Source organism: Williamsia sp. Y712 (assembly GCF_059445525.1).
This window is the reverse complement of record NZ_JCAIUN010000001.1, coordinates 1,278,792-1,295,929: the sequence shown is the minus strand read 5'-3', so window position 1 is coordinate 1,295,929 and position 17,138 is coordinate 1,278,792. Positions and strand designations below refer to the sequence as shown.

The following is a 17,138-nucleotide window of genomic DNA, read 5'->3' as shown; positions in this document are numbered from 1 at the left end:
CAGCATCTAGGAGAACGACCATGACCACACTTGCCGTCGAGCGGCTTTCGGACACCGTTGGAGCGAAGGTGCTGGATGTCGACCCCGCTCGTCTGACCACTGATCCCGATCTGGCCGATCAGGTCGCTGAGGCCCTCGAAACCCATTCCGTCCTACTGTTTCCGGAGCTGAACGCCGACGATGAGACACTGGTCGAGTTCTGCCGGAAGCTGGGCAAGCTGATCAACTTCTCCCACCTACCGCCCGAGACCGCCGAGGTGATGGAGATAAGCTTCGATCCCAGCAACCCGAATGCCGAATACTTCGCCAGCAACTGCTTTTGGCATATCGACGGGCTGCTCGACGAGATCGCGCCGAAGACATCGATGCTGACCGCTCGGGTGACGTCGGCCGAAGGCGGTGAGACCGAGTTCGCCAGCACCTACGCGGCCTACGATGCGCTGACCGACGAGGAGAAGGAGCGGTTTGCCGACCTGCGGGTGGTCCACACCTTCGAGGCCATCCAGCGGCTGACCTATCCGAATCCGACACCGGAACAGGTGACCGAGTGGGCTTCTCGTTCCGTTCGTGAACATCCGCTGGTGTGGGAGCACGATTCCGGTCGGCGCTCACTGGTGCTGGGTGCGACGGCATCCCACATCGTCGGCATGGACATCGACGAAGGCCGCGCACTGCTGAAGGAACTGCAAGAACGCATCACGGCCCCCGGTCTGGTCTGTCAGCACAGCTGGTCCGAGGGTGACACGGTGCTCTGGGACAACACCGGCCTGGTCCACCGCGTCCGAGACTTCGACCGGCTCAAGCCACGAACAATGCACCGATCCACCGTCGCAGGCCAGGAGAAGATCAAATGAGTGACCGCACAGCAATTGTCACCGGGGGCGCCTCCGGGATCGGTAATGCCATAGCCAAACGTTTTGCCGCTGACGGCAATCTGGTGGCCATCTTCGACATCAACGGCGACGCAGCCGAGGCCGCGGCCATCGAGATCGAAAAGACCGGCGGCAAGGCCATCGGGCTCGCAGTCGACGTCACGGACCGCGACCGCGTCGACTCGGCGATCGGCGAGGTCAAGTCCACGCTGGGGCGTCCGACGGTCCTCGTGAACAACGCCGGCGTGACCGTCGCTGAACCATTCCTCGACATCACCGTCGAGACCTGGAATCGCGCACTGGCGCTCAACTTGACCAGCGCGTTCCACTGCTGTCAGGCGGTGATCCCCGAGATGCTCGAAGAGGGTTGGGGCCGAATCGTCAACATCTCATCGTCCAGCGTCCACAGCGGATCACCCGGTCTCGGCAGCTACGTGACCGCCAAATCCGGTGTGGTCGGACTGACCAAGGTATTGGCACTCGAATTCGGCAGGCGCGGAATCACTGTCAACACCGTGCCGCCCGGATTCATCGACACCCCGATGCTCCGCCGGACCGTTGATACGGGGCTGGTCGACGTCGAGGCGCAGGTTGCCAAGACCCCGGTCGGCCGGATCGGTCAGCCCGAAGACATTGCGGCCACGTGCGCGTTCCTCGTCAGCGAGGAAGCCGGCTACATCACCGGACAGATCATCGGTGTCAACGGTGGGCGGAACACGTAGTGCCCGAACATGTACGCGTACCGGTTGTGCCCAGGATCCCACCGGCCCGCAGAGCGGATTGGTCTGCCGAGATGCAGGCCTTTGTCGACGGATTTCGTTCGTCGGTCGCGAGTGCCGGACCGGAAGAGGGTCGTCAAGCAGGCGACAACCTGCTCGGCACGCTGGCCCGCTACCCGTCGCTGGCAATGGCTTTCCTGACCTTCAACAAACACCTGCTGTCCGGATCTGCGTTGTCGGTCCGTGAGCGTGAGCTATTGGTGTTGAGGGTGGCGCACCTACGGGAGGCCGAGTACGAATGGGCACAACACGTCATCCTCGCCGACCGGGCCGGTATGACCGCCGACGAGATCGCCCGTATCGCCATCGGTCCTGATGCCCCGGAATGGATTCCGACCGAACGCGCCCTTCTGCAATCGGTGGACCAATTGCTGAACGACGGCATCGTGAACGAGCAGACGTGGGGTGTGCTCGCCGGTGAGTTCGACGAGCAGAAACTGATGGACGTGGTCTTCACCGTCGGCTGCTACTCGATGCTGGCAATGTCGTTGCGGTCCTTCGGGATCGAGCCCGAAGACGGGTTGCGCCCCTTCCTACCTGCTGCCCGCTAGCCCCTGGACGAACATCAGTACGTCGGCGGCGGACTGTCGCGTCCCCGTTCCTCGCGGCGTTTCTGAGTGAGTTGCTCTTCCCATTGACGCTGTCGGCGGTTGGCCATCCGCTCCTGTTGACGGCGTGCGTGTTTCGCTGCGGTGCGTGACTGTTGGCGGGTTTCCGGTTTGCCGCACGGTGTGGTTGGCGGCCGGCTTGGTGAGCCTCGTTTGTTGTCGAAGACGATGAGCCTCAATGTGGGGAACAGATCGTCGCCGGTCCATCCCGGGCCGTGATAGTTGCGGCGTTCGGGTGTGGTGAAGATGAGCCGGGTCCGCCCGGTCTTGGGGTCGGGGTACTGATCGTCGAGCCAGTCGGAGTAGGTCTTGAGCAGATGGTGAAAACGGCACAGCGTCTTCATCTCTGACGGATGGGTGCAGCCACCGGCGTCGGGATCGTTGTGGTTGTACTCGCACGTGTGGTCCAGGTCAGCGCCCCAGGCCTTCTGCTCACAGCCGGGCCACATGCAGTACACATCCCGGATCCGGAGGTAAGTGTCCAGGACCACTGACGGACGGTACTGGTCACCCGGTTGGGTGGCCGGCAGCGGAATCACCTGCGGGAACGGCGCTGCGATCGCATTGTCGTCGCCGTCGCCGGGAAGGTTGTCGGCTGGTGGGTTCTGCGGTCCGCGCGTGTATATCTTCGGCCGCTTGGGCTTGGGTGTCTCCTGCCCGGGCGGCTCGGGCTCAGGCTGCGCTGGTTCGGGCTGAGGCTCGGTCGGCACGGATGCCGGTGCGGGCTTGTTGCCCATAGGTCGCTGGATCGTTTCCGGGCGGGCCGCGATGTCGCGAACGTGATCGCCGGAGATGACACCGTGACCATCCATGAATCCGGGATTGGTTGCGGTTCCTTCCAAGGTCGGCTGGTCGGTGATCACGTGCAGCACGATCTTCACGTCCACGCCTGAGATGACTTGTCCGGCAGGAACGGTGACGATCTCGGCGGTACAGGGATGTTTTGGGTCGTTCGGGCATTCACAACGGAATTCGCGACCCATCACCGTGGCAAATAACGCATCGGCCATCCGGTCAGACTTCTTTCGCGGATCGGCCTTACACGTGGCCATCGCCAGCTTTTCGAGCCGCGCCATGATCAACGTCAATTCCTCAGCGGTGGAATGCGCATCCAGCACCGCCATGCCGTGGTCGGCGTTGTTGGCCCACACCCCACGGTTGTTCTTCGCATCCTCCCGGTTCTTACGGACCAGATCCGGATCCCGGCGAAAGATGATGGCATCGACCATGTCTCGCATCCGGCCCTTGGACCACGAACCCCGCCGACCTAGTGCTTCGGCGATGCCGCGATCGATATCGGCCACGTGGGCTGAGCCTTCGATCAACTCGGTCCGCGCGATGATGTCAGGGATATGGTGCGCGGCGATGCGACCGGCTTTCAACAGCGCATTGACCGCAGGCAGGCGATCGCGCAGCGCCACCCCGCGATTGATCTGCAGCTCCGCGGTCCGCTGCGTCAATCCCTGTGCCGCAGACAATCTCGCCGCACACTGCGCGAACGGATCCAGCGCGCGCATCTCCGCCTCGGTCCCTACGGTCGGCTCGACGAGATGTCGATGCAGCATCGCCGCAGCGGCATACCGCTCCCACTCCATCCGCGACTGCTGGGCCATCGCGAGCTCGGTGTTACGCAACAACTCATTGACACCCAGCGACTCGACAGGGCCGATTTCATCGTCCCGACCTGCATCTTCGATCTCCCCCTCGAACATACATTTGAGTCTAGATGAGGGGTACGACACCACTCCTCAGGCAGCCGCAACTCAAGTGTCACTCGCCGTCGAGCATCGCCGTGGTGCCATCTGGTCGATGTTCGACAAGCCGCCCCACCTCGTCGAGTGAGACAGTTGTGACACCGCGATCAGCGAGGGCTTTACGGTAGTCGGCCGTCGCGAGGCCTTGGAGGATTCGCGCCCGGATGTTCGCGTCGACCGATCCACGCTCTGATTCGCCAAAGTCGGCGTCCGCGTGCGCCGCCTCGTCTGCAGGTTCTGACATACCGACCCCCAGGTTGCCGTGCTCCATGAGCGTACCAATGCCGTAAGTCACCTTGACGATTCCAGCGGGATCACCAACCGCCGTGCTTCAGGCTCCAGTCCACACAGGCGCCCGTTTCTGCGAAAACGCAGTGGGTCCCTCCTGCGCGTCGGCGCTGTTGTAGCAGTCTTCGGAAGCAGCCCTGGCGGCAACCAGCGCCTCCGACCGGCCCATCTCGGTTGCGATCATCACCGTGTCGCGTGCAGCTTTCACGGATAGCGGCGCGCCGGCGAGGATGTCCGCGGCAAGCGCGATCGCCTCGCTCAGCAGATTCTCCGGCTCGGAAATCCGGTTGACCAGACCGATCTCGTAGGCACGCTGCGCGCTGATCGGCTTTCCGGTGAGCAGGATTTCCATCATGATCCGTTGCGGGATCATGTGGATCAGCGGCGACGCCCATGGCGAACTCCGGCCGACCTTCACCTCGGTGACCGCAAACTTCGCGGTGGTACTGGCCACACACAGGTCACAGGCCTGCGCGATCATCCAGCCGCCTGCGAAGGCGTATCCGTTGACCGCGGCGATGGTCGGTTTCGACAATTCGACGGTGTCATAGGGAAGTGCGAACATGTCGCGTGGCGGCACCGCCATCCCGGTCGCGACCATCTCCTTGAGATCGCCGCCGGCACAGAATGTCTCACCGGCGCCGGTCAGGATCGCCACCCGTAGCGCGGGGTCGTTTTCAAAACGTTCCCAGGCATCGCGCAAACCTTCGCGGACCTCTCGCGAGAGGCAATTGCGGGTGTCGGGACGATTGATCGTGATGATCGCTATCGCGTCGTCGCGGGCGTCGAACAGTACGGCGTCGCTCACTAGTATCCCCTCTGCTGAATGATGTGCGCCTCGCGCGAAAGTTCTTCCTGAAAGTCCGGATGCGCAATGGCGATAAGGCGTTTGGTGCGCTCGGCCAAGCTCTGGCCACGGAGCTGCGCTGCGCCGAACTCGGTGACGATCACGTCGACGTCGCTGCGCGGTGTGGTGACCGGACCCGACAGCGCAGCGGTGATCCGGCTGATCGTTCCCTTCTTCGCGGTCGCCGGGAGCGCGATGATCGCGTGCCCACCCGGCGACCGTGCGCCCCCGCGAACAAAGTCGAGCTGACCACCGGTGCCGCCGAGGTAGGCGGCGCCGCTCTGCTCAGCGTTGACCTGCCCGGTCAGATCCACTTCCAGGGCCGAATTGATGGTCACCAAGTTCTCGAGTTGCGCCATCACCGCCGCCTCATGGGTGTACGCCGTGTTGCACATCCGGAGTTCGGGGTTCTGATGGGCGAAGTCGTACAACCGCCTGGTACCGATCAGGGCGCCGGCGACACTCACTCCGCGGTCGATCCGCTTGCGGGCGTTGGTGACTGCGCCCGCCTCGATCAGGTCCACCAGCCCGTCCCCGACCATGCCGGAGTGCACGCCCAGGTCGCGGCGATCGCGCAGGAGCCGCAACATCACCTCCGGGACCGCGCCGATACCCATCTGGATGACCGAACCGTCGCCAATGAACGCAGCGGCATGTTCGGCCATCGCCAGATCGGTGTCGTTGATCGCAGCGGACGTCACCTCGACCGGGGTCCGCGAGACGTGCACGGCGTAATCGATCGCCGTGGCGGGCACCTTCTCGCCGCAGGTGTAGGGCACCTGATCGTTGACCTCGGCGATGACAACGCGCGCCCTGGCGACGGCTGCCTGCACGTAGTCGCTGATGAGTCCGAAGCTGTGGTTGCTGTCGGCATCGGCCGGACTGACCTGGATCAATGCGATGTCGCAGCCCATGTCACCACCCGCGATCATCGGGGCGATCTGGCCGACGTGGCACGGAACGACATCGAGCTCATGGGCTTTGCTCATCACCCGCAACGAGCCCATGGCACCCATGCTCGACAGCGAGAAACTCTTGGCCGTCTCCGGCGTGAAGAGCCCGGAGAAGCTGGTCGAGATGAACGCTGAAAGCCCGCCCACCTCGTGGCCCTGCTCGATCAGGGCTTCGATGAGTGTTGTGGGTTCACCACAGGCCTGCCCGATGACAATCCGATCGCCGGGGAGCAGGAACCGCTGCAGGTCGATCGTCGCGGATACCGCCATCAGGACCAGGCCCCGTCTACCGAGCGCACCTGGGCCTTGACCTCTTCGGTGTTCTCACCGAGCCTGGGTGCCGCGCTGTCGATCCGGCCGGGTGTTCGGGAGAACCAGGTGGGCGGACCGGGGAAACGGACTGAACCATAGGGTGATTCGACCTCTTCGAAGAAGTCCACCGCCTCCAGGTGCGGGTTGTCGAACAACTCGTCGAGTGACCGGACGGGCGCAGCCGGGATGTCCAGCGAACGCAGCAGGTCGAGCCATTCCTGGGTGGTGCGCTCCGAAAATGTCTCTCCCAGAAGCGAGTACACCTCGTTGATCCGTGCGGCGCGCTGCCCGAGGGTGGCAAAATGCTCACCAGCCCATTCGGGGGCGACGGCTGCCACAAACGCGTCCCATTGCTTGTCGTTGTAGACCAGCGCCGAGATGTGGCCATCCTTGGTGCGGTACGGCTTTCGGTTCGGCGACACCGCGCGGTGGTAGGCCGCCGGTCCCAGCGGCGGCGTGAACATCGCGCCGCCGGCATGTTCGACCAGCATGAACGCGGCCATCGTCTCGAACATCGCCACCTCCACCTCTTGACCTTCGCCGGTACGTTCGCGATGGAACAGCGCCATCGTGGTGGCGTAGAGCGCCGTCATCCCGGCGACCTTGTCGGCGATGATCGTGCCGACGTAGCCGGGCTCGCCGGTGAGTTGCTCCTGGGCGAACGGCAGGCCGCATTCGGCCTGGATGGTGTCGTCGTAGGCGGTGAGATTCGCATCCGGGCCGCGGCGGCCGTAGCCGTAGCAGTTGGTGTAGATGATCGACGGGTTGATCGCGGCGACCTCGTCGTAGTCGAAGCCGAGTTTGGCGATCGCCGTACCGCGCATCGAGTGGATGAACACGTCGGCGCCGCTGATCAGGTCACGCAGGACCTGTTTGTCGTCGTCGGTGCGCAGATCGAGGACAACGCTGCGCTTGCCGCGATTCACGTTCACGAACACGCCACCCATGCCCGGCTCGGGACCCACCGATATGTATCGGGTGTTGTCCCCGGCCGGGATCTCGATCTTGATGACGTCGGCGCCCATGTCTGCCATCACCTGAGTGCAGTAGGGGCCCATGACCATTGCCGTCAGATCGACCACGCGTACGCCGACCAACGGACCTGTGTGTTTCATCCCTAACCCGCCTCTTCGACAACGAACCCAAGCTATCAGGTCAATGTTTACAAGGATAGTGGTATGACTAGCAGGTGGAGATTTTCAAGCCGATCGGAAACGTCCTCGACCGCGCGGTCACGGACCGCCCGGATGCCCCCGCGGTCGAGGCCGCCTCCGGCATCTGGACGTACACCGAACTCGATGATCAGGCCCGGCGGGCCGCAGGTGCACTGTGGTCGCTGGGCGTACGTCCGGGCGATCGGGTGACCGCCTGCCTGCCCAATGATCTCGACATCGTGGCGGCATTTCATGGCGCCCAGCGGATCGGCGCGATCTGGGCCGGAGTCGGCGAGGCGTTGTCGGCAGGCGAACAACAGGACATCGTCGACCTGTGCGGGCCCACTGCGGTGCTGTCGGGAACGAACGGCAAGGTGACCGGCCCGGAATGTGTTGAGCCCGAACGATGGTCCGAGTTGCTTCGCAGCGACTTCGAGGCACCGGAGGTGGAACCGGACATCGACGCCCCGGCCGGGATCGCGTTCACCAGCGGTACCTCGGGTCGCGCCAAGGCCGTGGTCCACAGCCACCGAAATCTGCTGCTGCCCGGTGCCGTGCTCAACAAGACCCGCGGATGGGGTCCCGACCTGCGCAAGGGAGACAGCTTCCCGCTGACGATCCTCAACCTCATGGTCTTGTCGACACTGCTCACCGCCCAGGCCGGCGGGTGTGCGGTGGTGATGAACCGTCGTGACGTCGACGGGCTCGTCGAGTGGATCAGCACCCGGCGCGTGACGGTGTGGAACGGCGCACCCGCACAGCTCTACGACCTCGCCCGTCGTCCCGACGCCGATCTGAGCTCGTTGCGCGAGGTCTGGAGCGGCGGCGGTGACACGTCAGACGCCCTGCGGCAGGAATTCGCCGACGCCCACGGACTGATCCCGCGCGTCACCTACGGCCTGACCGAGGCACCCACCGTCGTGTCGATCGATCCACCCGATGGCCAGTGGCGGGTGCGGGCCAGCGGGCAGGTACTGCCGCACTTCGACGTCGCCGCATACGACGACGACAACCATCGGTTGCCCGCAGGCAAATCCGGCGAGCTGAAGTTGACCGCTGCTTCCGGCGGAGAATGGGCCGGGGCCTGGCGCCCCATGCTCGGCCACTGGGGCCCCGATGGGCTCGACGAGGCAGCGCCGGGCCCGCTGCCGACCGGCGACATCGGAACCGTCGACGGCTCCGGGTGGTTGACGGTGATCGACCGCAAGAAGCTGGTGATCATCCGTGGCGGGGCCAACGTCTATCCACTCGAGGTGGAGCGAGCAATCAGCACGCACCCGGATGTCGAGAAGGTGGCGGTGTACCCGATCCCCGATGACCGCCTCGGACAGCGCGTGGCGGCAGTGGTCGAGAGTTCGTTCTCCACACTGGATTTCGACGATCTCACGGCGCATTGCCGCCGCGAGGTGTCGTCGTACAAAGTCCCCGAGGCCTGGACCCAGGTCGATGCGCTGCCGGTGAACGCGATGGGCAAGGTGCAGCGGGCCGGACTTGCCGAGTTCGTTGAACAACAACGCATTTCCGGCCGACAGGCGACCTCGAAGGGAACCACCGCGTGAGCGATCTGTTCAATCTCAAGGGCAAAGTCGCAATCGTGACCGGCGGATCGTCAGGACTGGGGGTTGCGGTCGCGGAAACCCTGGCCGAGGCCGGCGCCCGCGTTGCGGTGGTCGCCCGGCGCAAAGACAGGCTGAGCGCGGTCGCCGAACGGATCAACGGCCTTGCGGTTTCCTGCGACCTGTCCGATCTCGAACAGGTCGGCACGATCGTGCCCACCGTGGTGGACGAACTCGGACCACCGGACATCATCATCAACGGCGCAGGCAGCATGTTCACCGAGGAGAAAGCGGAGTCCGAGCCGCTGGAGGCCATCCGGAACACCCTCGGCCTGAATCTGATGGCACCTTTCCTGCTGGCCCAGAGCGCTTTTCCCCACCTGGTCGAAGCCGGCGGCGGTTCGATCGTGAACATCTCGTCCATCAGTGGTCAGGTCGGCATCCCCGGGATCCCGCAGGCGTCCTACGCCGCAAGCAAGGCCGGGCTGTCCGGGCTGACAGCCGAACTCGCGGTGCAGTGGGCCAGGCACTCGATCCGGGTGAACACCGTGGCACCCGGCTTCTTCCGCAGTGAGATCACCGGGCCGCTCTACACCAGTGAGCGCGCATCGGAGTACCTACGTCGCAACACACCACTACCGAAAGAAGGTTCCGCGCAAGACATTGTCGGTGCCGTGCTCTGGCTCGCCTCCGATGCCGGGAGTTATGTCACCGGCCAGACCATCGTGGTCGACGGCGGATGGACAGCACGCTGACTCCCAGCGAATAGCACCTGCAAGCATTGCAATCCTTACGAGGATTGACGTAATGTCGGCCACATTGTTGCCCCGCTTTGGGGCGGTTGAAAGGACTACTTCTCTCATGTTTTCGGCAGTTGTCATCGAAAAGGGCGAAGCGGGGCAATCCGTTGCCCTCAAAAACGTCGAAGAAACCGAGCTTCCCGAGGGAAACGTCCAGATAGACGTGGACTACTCCTCACTCAATTTCAAAGATGCCCTTGCCATCACCGGCAAGTCCCCGGTGGTCCGCAAGTTCCCGATGGTTCCCGGCATCGACCTGGCAGGCACCGTCACGGCCAGCTCGCACGCCAAGTGGTCCACCGGCGATCGGGTCGTCCTGAACGGCTGGGGCGTCGGTGAAACCCACTGGGGCGGCTTCGCCCAGCGCGCCAGCCTCAACGGTGACTGGCTGGTACCGCTGCCCGCCGAGTTCACCGCCAAGCAGGCCATGGCGATCGGCACCGCCGGTTACACGGCCAGCCTCTGCGTCGAGGCGCTGGTCAACGCAGGCGTGCGCCCCGAGCAGGGCGAGATCCTGGTGACCGGAGCCACCGGCGGCGTCGGCAGCGTTGCGATCGCACTGTTGACCAGGGCCGGCTTCACCGTGGCCGCCTCCACCGGTAAGACCTCCGAGGTCGAGTATCTCCAGGCGCTCGGTGCGTCCACCGTCGTCGACCGGGCCGAGCTCTCCGAAAAGGGCAAGCCGATGCAGAAGGAACGCTGGGCCGGTGTTGTCGACTCGGTCGGCAGCTTCACCCTGGCCAACGCCTGCGCGCAGACCCGCTACGGCGGCACCGTTGCGGCCTGTGGTCTCGCGCAGGGCATGGACTTCCCGGCTTCGGTCGCGCCGTTCATCCTGCGTGGGGTATCGCTACTGGGCATCGACAGCGTGATGGCACCCATCGAGCGACGGATCACCGCCTGGGCACGCCTGTCCCGCGACCTCGATCCAAGCGCCCTGGAGTCGATCGCCACCGAGATCTCCCTTGCGGAATCGATCAAAGCAGCCGACCAGCTGATGAACGGCACTGTGCGTGGCCGCATCGTTGTCGACGTCAATCGCTGAATCAGGAGTACACACATGACCACAAGCGAGACCGAAGCCGTCCAGCTCGACCTGACCGACGTCGACCACCGGGTGGGCAAACCCGTTGGCGGCGGGCAACTCTGGGACCCCTGCAGCACCTCTGACATCCGCCGGTGGGTGATGGCGATGGACAACCCGAACCCCTTGCACTGGGATGAGGAGTTCGCGCGCAACTCGAAGTTCGGTGGGCTCGTGGCACCGCAGTCCATCGCGGTGGGCCTGGACTACGGACACGGGGCGGCGCCGGCCTGTGTGGGGCACATCCCGAACAGCCACCTGATCTTCGGCGGCGAGGAATGGTGGTTCTACGGAACCCCCGTGCGACCGGGTGACAAACTGTTCCAGGACAGGTGGTTTCACGACTACAAGGTGGCCGAGACGAAGTTTGCCGGACCCACCATGTTCTCCCGCGGCGACACCGCCCACAAGAATCAGCACGGGGCGTTGGTCGCCAGGGAGCGGTCGACCGCCATACGCTATCTCGCGGCCGAGGCCACCAAGCGCGGTATGTATGACAACGAGATCGGCGTGGTCAAGAAGTGGACCAACGCAGAGCTACTCGAAGTGGAAAAGCTCCGAGACGACTGGCTCATGTCCAACCGATTGGGCATCTCACCGCACTTCGATGAGGTCAACGTCGGCGACAAACTCCACCGCCGGGTGATCGGTCCACACACCATCGCGAGCTTCACCACCGAATACCGCGCCTTCCTGTTCAACATCTGGGGCACCTTCCAATGGGTTGCACCCGAAGGGGTCGACGATCCCTGGGTCTATCAGGATCCGGGTTGGGTCGAGGGCTTCGGCTTCGACGAGGAGGGCGCCAAGATCGATCCACGCAAACGGGACGGCCTGTACGTCGGCCCCTCGCGTGGACACATCGACGCCGACAAGGCCGGTGAGGTCGGCATGGCACGCGCCTATGGGTACGGCGCCACGATGGGTGCCTGGTGCACCGACTTCCTCGCCAACTGGGCCGGCCACGACGGCATGGTCCGGCACACCAAGGCCGATTTCCGCGGACCCGCGTTCGAGGGCGATGTGACCTACTTCGACGCCGAGATCGTGGACAAAAAGGCCGACTCCGAGTGGGGCGTACCGCTTGTCCAGATCAAGTTGAAGCTCACCAGCCAGGACGGCACCACCCTGGTGACGTGCACTGCCGAGGTCGAACTACCGCTCTGACAGACCCGCACCCAAAGACGACAACGAGGTCAGCCTTGAGTACTCAGATCACCACCGAATCGACCGCCGCAATCTCGGTGGTATCTGGTCCGCCGCTGAGCGAAGAGCCCGGCCTCGGCACTCTCACGATGCCGGGCTTTTTGCGTGAGGTGACCGAGTTGTACGGCGACCGTGAAGCACTGGTGATGCACACCCCCGAGGGTGTCATCCGCTGGTCCTACACCGAGCTGTGGGAACGTGCGGTCGAGGTGGCCCGGGCGCTGCATGCGTCCGGCATCGGCAAGGACGGTCGGGTCGGCGTGCTCATGACCAACCGACCCGAGTGGATCACCGCGGTGTTCGGCACCGCACTCGCCGGTGGTGTGGCCGTCACCCTCAGCACGTTCTCGACCGCCGCCGAGCTGGACCACCTGCTCGCGGTCTCCGGCGTCTCCGTGCTGCTGTTCGACCGCAAGGTGCTCAAAACCGACTACGCGAAGGTGTTGAGAGACCTCGAACCGCAGATCGACGACGCGGCCCCCGGCGAACTCCATTCGTCGAAATACCCTTTCCTGCGCCACCTTGCAGCGGTTGGCGATGGTTCCGATCTACCGGGTGCGATCGAGACCTGGGATGACTTCGTCGCCAGGGGCCAGGCCTCACCGCGCGAGCTGGTCGAGGCCACGGCCGCAGCGGTGAAGCCGAGCGATACTGCGGTGCTGTTCTTCTCGTCGGGATCAACCAGCAAACCGAAGGGCATTTTCAGCGCCCATCGTGGGGTGTCCATACAACTGTGGCGATTCCGACAGCTCTACCACTTCGGCCCGGAAGACAACATCCGGTGCTGGAGCGCGAACGGATTCTTCTGGTCCGGCAATTTCGCGATGGCACTGGGCAATACGCTGTCCAGCGGTGGCTCACTCGTACTACAGACGACCTTCGATGCCACCGAGGCGCTGGAGCTCATCGAGTCCGAAAAAGTCAACTTCCCCTTCGCCTGGCCGCATCAGTGGGCACAATTCGAATCCGCACCCAACTGGGCCACCGCGGATCTGAGCAGCTTGCGATTCGTCGACCATCGCACCCCGGTGGCACGCCATCCGTCGGTCACAGCGGAGTGGATCGAACCCGGTTACGCCTACGGCAACACCGAAACCTTCACGATCTCAGCCATTTACCCGGCGAACACCACCGAGGAACAGGCCGGTGGCAGCAGCGGCAAACCCCTACCGGGCGTGACGTTCAAGATCGTCGACACCTTGTCCGGCAAGACCGTGCCGGTGGGCGAACGTGGCGAGATCTGCGTCAAGGGGCCGACACTGATGCTCGGCTACCTCGGCACACCACTGAGCGAGTCGGTCGACGACGAGGGCTTCTTCCCCACCGGCGACGGAGGGTATGTCGACGGCGAAGGCCGGTTGTTCTGGGAAGGACGCCTCACCGACATCATCAAGACCGGTGGCGCCAACGTCTCACCCCTCGAGGTCGATGAGGTTCTGGTTGCACATCCCGGGGTGAAGGTGACCCGCACCGTCGGAGTCCCCCACGACACACTCGGCGAGGTGGTCGTTGCGTGCATCGTCCCGCATGCCGGTGCCGACCTGAAGCCCGACGAGATCCGCGCATACATCAAGGGCGAGTTGGCGAGTTACAAAGTGCCCCGCCATGTTCTGTTCTTCACCGATGACGAGATCACTCTGACCGGTAGCGCCAAGATCAAGACCAGCGACATCCGCGACCTCGCAGCGAAAAGGCTCGCCCCCGCACCCCGATGATGTGGGGTTCTGGCGACGTCCAACCATTCGGGTCGAGCTTCGCCTGCGGCTTCGTCTCCGCCTGCGGGTTTCGTCGCCAGAACCGCACACTATCGGAGTCTGGCGGCGAGCGCCTCACGGTGTTGTGCGGGTGAACCGAACAGTGATCGATTCAGGATGGCCCGCTTGAGGTAGACGTGGATGCCACTTTCCCACGTGTAACCCATTCCGCCATGCAGCTGCATCGCACTACCCGCCACCTCGACGGCCATGCCACCGGTGAACGATTTGGCCATCGCGACGGCCACTGCGGCGCCTGGTTGGTCGGTGGCCAGTGCACGTACGGCCGCATCGACGAGCTTCTGCGCGACCGTCACCTGGACGAGCATGTCTGCGCAGGCGTGTTTGACGGCCTGGAACGATCCGATCTTGCGGCCGAATTGTTCTCGCACCCCGACGTATTCGACAGTTGCCGCCATTGCTGCCTCGCTGAGCCCGAGACTGTCGCAGGCCACACCGAGTGCGGCGCGGTCGTGAAGATGCCGCAACGCCTCTGCCCCATCGGTTTCGAACTGCCACACCGAGTCCACCGAGACCACCACGTCCTCTGCGGTCACACGACCGAAGCCACGGGTGAGGTCGACGACCGGCTGATCGACAACGAGCAATCCGGCTGTGTTGCGATCAAGGGCCACGACGACGGTCGTGCCGGGTTCATCCGGATCGAGCGCCGGGATCAGAAGCCGGTCGGCAGCAGGTGCACCCAGGACCAGGTCGGCCTCACCGCTGAGCTGCCATCCGGCCTCACTACGGGTGATCCGGAACGGAGTCTGATCGACTTCGTCGAGGTTGTTCTCGCCTTCGACCACAACGATGGGAACCACGTCGCCGGATACGGTGTCGCGCAACAACTGGTCACGACCAGGAGTCGGCGCCAGCAACTCCAGCAGTCCCAGGCTCAACGTTGCGACGGCCGGGTATGGGCCGGTCGTCACCGCCCGGCCCGTTTCTCGGAGCACGACGGCAACCTCGGCAAAGGTCGCATCGGCACCGTCGAAGTCCTCGGCTGCCTCCAACCCCAGCCACCCGGATCCGGCGACCAACTGCCAATCGATCGGCGTACCCACCTCCGCTTTGGCAAGCAGATCGCGTGCCACCGCGCGCAGTTCCCCGTGCAACTCGGAAAGGCTGTGTGGGTCGGAGGAGCTGTGCAGATCGGATAGGTTGTCGGTGGTCATCAGGTTCCTGCCGGTTCTCGCGGCAGGCGCAGGCCTCGCTCGCCGATGATGTTTCGTTGTATTTCACTGGTCCCACCGGGAATGGTCCACTCCCACGATCCGATGAAATCCAGGACCCAGGAACCCGATTCCCATCCGCTCGACAGCGGTTTGCGCAGGTGTGTCTGCGCGGACAGCCCGGCGACCTCGGCGCCGAAGTCGGTCAGCTCCTGCAGCAACTCGCTGTAGAACAGCTTCACGATCGAGGCATCCGCGGGCCCGGGGTGATCATTGGTGGCAAAGTCCGAGCAGAGCAGACGCAGTCCTTCGATCTTCGTCTCCAGCATCGCCAGCCGATCCGCAACCAGCGAATCATTCAGTGGCACAGATCCATCGCGTCGAGGTGTGGAACACTCTTCCACCAACCACCGAAACCCGCCGTGCGCAAGGCGCTCCGACAGTTCGAGCATCGTCATACCGCGTTCGGCACCGAGGGTCTCCTGGGCGACCTGCCAGCCGGCGTTCTCCGGTCCGACGAGGTTCTCGGCCGGAATCACCACATCGTTGAGGAAGATCTCGCAGAAATGTGATTCCCCGGTCGCTTGACGGATGGGCCGGACCTCGACGCCGGGTGTCTGCATGTCGAGCAAAAAGTACGAGATACCGCGCCGTTTGGGGGCATCCGGATCCGTACGGGCCAACAGCAGACACCAATCCGCGTGCAGCGCACCGCTTGCCCAGAGTTTCTGGCCGTTGACGATGTAGTTGTCGCCCCCAACAGCATCAGAGACTCTGCGCGCGGATGTCTTGAGTGCCGCCATATCCGAACCCGCGCCGGGTTCGGAGAATCCCTGACACCAGATCTCGCCGCCGAGGATCGCCGGAAGGTGGCGCTGCCGCTGTTTCTCGGTGCCCGCAGCCAGGAGCGTCGACGCCGCGTGGTGGATCGACACGAACGGCAATACCAATCGTGGTGCGTCGTGGGCGGCGAGCTCCTGATAGAGCACTACCTGCTGCTCGACAGTCATGCCGCCACCCCACTGCGCAGGCCAGTGCGGCACGGCGTAACCGGCCTCATTCAGCTCGGCGAACCACTCCTTCTGGAAGCGGACGAACACCTCGTCCGAAACGCCGGTCTGCGCCGCCCGCCAGTCCGCCGGAATGTGTGTCACACACCAGTTCCGGACCGTCGCCCGAAAGTCCCCGTTCTGAAAGTCACCGAGTTCCGCTGCCATCAGGGACGCGCCCGTTCCACCAGTGCAAGAAGACGTTTCCGGTGCTCGTCGGTCTGCATCGTGACAACTTCGGCGGCGAACCCGGCCTGCAGTGGTCCGGCCAATGCCTGGCTCAGGTGCATGTTGACGATACGTTTTGTGCTCTGTAGCGCCTCGCGGGGTTGCGCTGCCAGGCGCTGCGCCAGGGCGCCTGCCTGATCGACGAGATCGTCGGGGGCGCAGACACGGGTGGCGAGCCCGAGTTCGACCGCTGTGGCCGCCGGGATCCGATCGCCGGTGTACAGGTACTCCCTCGACCTCAAGATCGGGGTGAGGAGCGGCCAAAAGGCGGCTCCCCCATCACCGGCGGCCAGGCCGACGGCCACGTGAGGATCGGCGAGATAGGCCTTCTCCGAAATCAGGACGATGTCGCACAGCACCGCGATGCTGCATCCCAGGCCCACGGCCGGGCCGTTGACGGCAGCGATGATCGGGAGTGGGAAACGCAGCATCTCGTCGATGATCTCGGCGCCTTCGCGGATGCTCTCATCGCGGCCGACGGGGTCGTCGAGGAATGAGGTGATCCAGGCGAGATCCCCACCGGCGCTGAACGCCCGGCCGGCACCGGTGAGAATCACGACGGCGGCGTCGCGATCGGCAGCGATCTGCCGCCAGACGTTGGCCAGGGCCCAGTGCAGGTTCTTGTTCACCGCGCCCAGGTCATCGGGACGATTGATGGTCACCGTACGGACCGGGCCTTCACAGGTCACTGTCAATTCGTCGGGCAGGTCGTACTTCAC

General features: G+C 64.2%; 16 protein-coding genes. 8 read left to right on the top strand and 8 right to left on the bottom strand.

What is annotated here, in order from left to right:
- The first annotated feature begins 20 nt into the window (after positions 1-20).
- Genes AC1D75_RS06130 through AC1D75_RS06120 form a run of 3 tightly spaced genes read left to right on the top strand, consistent with a single transcriptional unit; the run spans position 21 to position 2,202 of the window.
- Positions 21-854 (top strand): TauD/TfdA dioxygenase family protein, encoded by an 834-nt coding sequence (locus AC1D75_RS06130; RefSeq protein ID WP_495514399.1) that lies wholly within the window; start codon positions 21-23, stop codon positions 852-854.
- A complete protein-coding gene (locus AC1D75_RS06125; RefSeq protein ID WP_495514398.1) occupies positions 851-1,594 on the top strand; it encodes an SDR family NAD(P)-dependent oxidoreductase in 744 nt (247 codons plus the stop codon). Before AC1D75_RS06130 ends, AC1D75_RS06125 begins: the two co-directional genes overlap by 4 nt.
- On the top strand, positions 1,594-2,202 hold the full coding sequence (locus AC1D75_RS06120; protein WP_495514397.1) for a carboxymuconolactone decarboxylase family protein: 609 nt from the start codon (positions 1,594-1,596) through the stop codon (positions 2,200-2,202). The genes AC1D75_RS06125 and AC1D75_RS06120 overlap by 1 nt, the downstream gene beginning before the upstream one ends.
- A 14-nt stretch (positions 2,203-2,216) precedes the next feature.
- On the opposite strand, the gene AC1D75_RS06115 is transcribed toward AC1D75_RS06120, so the two are convergent.
- From AC1D75_RS06115 to AC1D75_RS06095, 5 genes are all read right to left on the bottom strand, one after another.
- Positions 2,217-3,971 (bottom strand): HNH endonuclease signature motif containing protein, encoded by a 1,755-nt coding sequence (locus AC1D75_RS06115; RefSeq protein ID WP_495514396.1) that lies wholly within the window; start codon positions 3,969-3,971, stop codon positions 2,217-2,219.
- Between the two features lie 58 nt (positions 3,972-4,029).
- Positions 4,030-4,257: a hypothetical protein gene (locus AC1D75_RS06110; RefSeq protein WP_495514395.1), complete on the bottom strand. Its 228-nt coding sequence runs from the start codon at positions 4,255-4,257 to the stop codon at positions 4,030-4,032.
- An 87-nt stretch (positions 4,258-4,344) separates the two neighbouring features.
- Positions 4,345-5,109 carry an enoyl-CoA hydratase/isomerase family protein gene (locus tag AC1D75_RS06105; protein ID WP_495514394.1) on the bottom strand — a complete coding sequence of 255 codons (765 nt, stop codon included), beginning with the start codon at positions 5,107-5,109 and terminating at the stop codon, positions 4,345-4,347.
- On the bottom strand, positions 5,109-6,371 hold the full coding sequence (locus tag AC1D75_RS06100; RefSeq protein ID WP_495514393.1) for an acetyl-CoA hydrolase/transferase family protein: 1,263 nt from the start codon (positions 6,369-6,371) through the stop codon (positions 5,109-5,111). The genes AC1D75_RS06105 and AC1D75_RS06100 overlap by 1 nt, the downstream gene beginning before the upstream one ends.
- On the bottom strand, positions 6,371-7,528 hold the full coding sequence (locus AC1D75_RS06095; RefSeq protein WP_495514392.1) for a CaiB/BaiF CoA transferase family protein: 1,158 nt from the start codon (positions 7,526-7,528) through the stop codon (positions 6,371-6,373). Before AC1D75_RS06095 ends, AC1D75_RS06100 begins: the two co-directional genes overlap by 1 nt.
- Positions 7,529-7,602: 74 nt before the next feature.
- Between AC1D75_RS06095 and AC1D75_RS06090 the strand changes: the two genes are divergently transcribed.
- The 5 genes from AC1D75_RS06090 to AC1D75_RS06070 all read left to right on the top strand — a co-directional run bounded on the left by AC1D75_RS06090 (position 7,603) and on the right by AC1D75_RS06070 (position 13,928).
- Positions 7,603-9,126: a class I adenylate-forming enzyme family protein gene (locus AC1D75_RS06090; protein WP_495514391.1), complete on the top strand. Its 1,524-nt coding sequence runs from the start codon at positions 7,603-7,605 to the stop codon at positions 9,124-9,126.
- The gene (locus AC1D75_RS06085; RefSeq protein WP_495514390.1) at positions 9,123-9,878 is read left to right on the top strand and encodes an SDR family NAD(P)-dependent oxidoreductase; all 756 of its coding nucleotides are present in this window, start codon (positions 9,123-9,125) and stop codon (positions 9,876-9,878) included. Before AC1D75_RS06090 ends, AC1D75_RS06085 begins: the two co-directional genes overlap by 4 nt.
- Positions 9,879-9,984: 106 nt before the next feature.
- Positions 9,985-10,968: an acrylyl-CoA reductase (NADPH) gene (acuI, locus tag AC1D75_RS06080; RefSeq protein ID WP_495514389.1), complete on the top strand. Its 984-nt coding sequence runs from the start codon at positions 9,985-9,987 to the stop codon at positions 10,966-10,968.
- Between the two features lie 15 nt (positions 10,969-10,983).
- A complete protein-coding gene (locus tag AC1D75_RS06075; protein ID WP_495514388.1) occupies positions 10,984-12,174 on the top strand; it encodes a MaoC family dehydratase in 1,191 nt (396 codons plus the stop codon).
- A 35-nt stretch (positions 12,175-12,209) separates the two neighbouring features.
- Positions 12,210-13,928: a class I adenylate-forming enzyme family protein gene (locus AC1D75_RS06070; RefSeq protein WP_495514387.1), complete on the top strand. Its 1,719-nt coding sequence runs from the start codon at positions 12,210-12,212 to the stop codon at positions 13,926-13,928.
- A gap of 89 nt (positions 13,929-14,017) precedes the next feature.
- Here the strand turns inward: AC1D75_RS06070 and AC1D75_RS06065 are convergent, their stop codons facing one another.
- Genes AC1D75_RS06065 through AC1D75_RS06055 form a run of 3 tightly spaced genes read right to left on the bottom strand, consistent with a single transcriptional unit; the run spans position 14,018 to position 17,138 of the window.
- Positions 14,018-15,145, bottom strand: coding sequence for an acyl-CoA dehydrogenase family protein (locus AC1D75_RS06065; protein WP_495514386.1), 1,128 nt, complete (start codon positions 15,143-15,145; stop codon positions 14,018-14,020).
- Positions 15,145-16,359, bottom strand: a complete 1,215-nt coding sequence (locus tag AC1D75_RS06060) for an acyl-CoA dehydrogenase family protein (RefSeq protein ID WP_495514385.1) — start codon at positions 16,357-16,359, stop codon at positions 15,145-15,147. The genes AC1D75_RS06065 and AC1D75_RS06060 overlap by 1 nt, the downstream gene beginning before the upstream one ends.
- The gene (locus AC1D75_RS06055) at positions 16,359-17,138 is read right to left on the bottom strand and encodes an enoyl-CoA hydratase/isomerase family protein (protein WP_495515992.1); all 780 of its coding nucleotides are present in this window, start codon (positions 17,136-17,138) and stop codon (positions 16,359-16,361) included. Before AC1D75_RS06055 ends, AC1D75_RS06060 begins: the two co-directional genes overlap by 1 nt.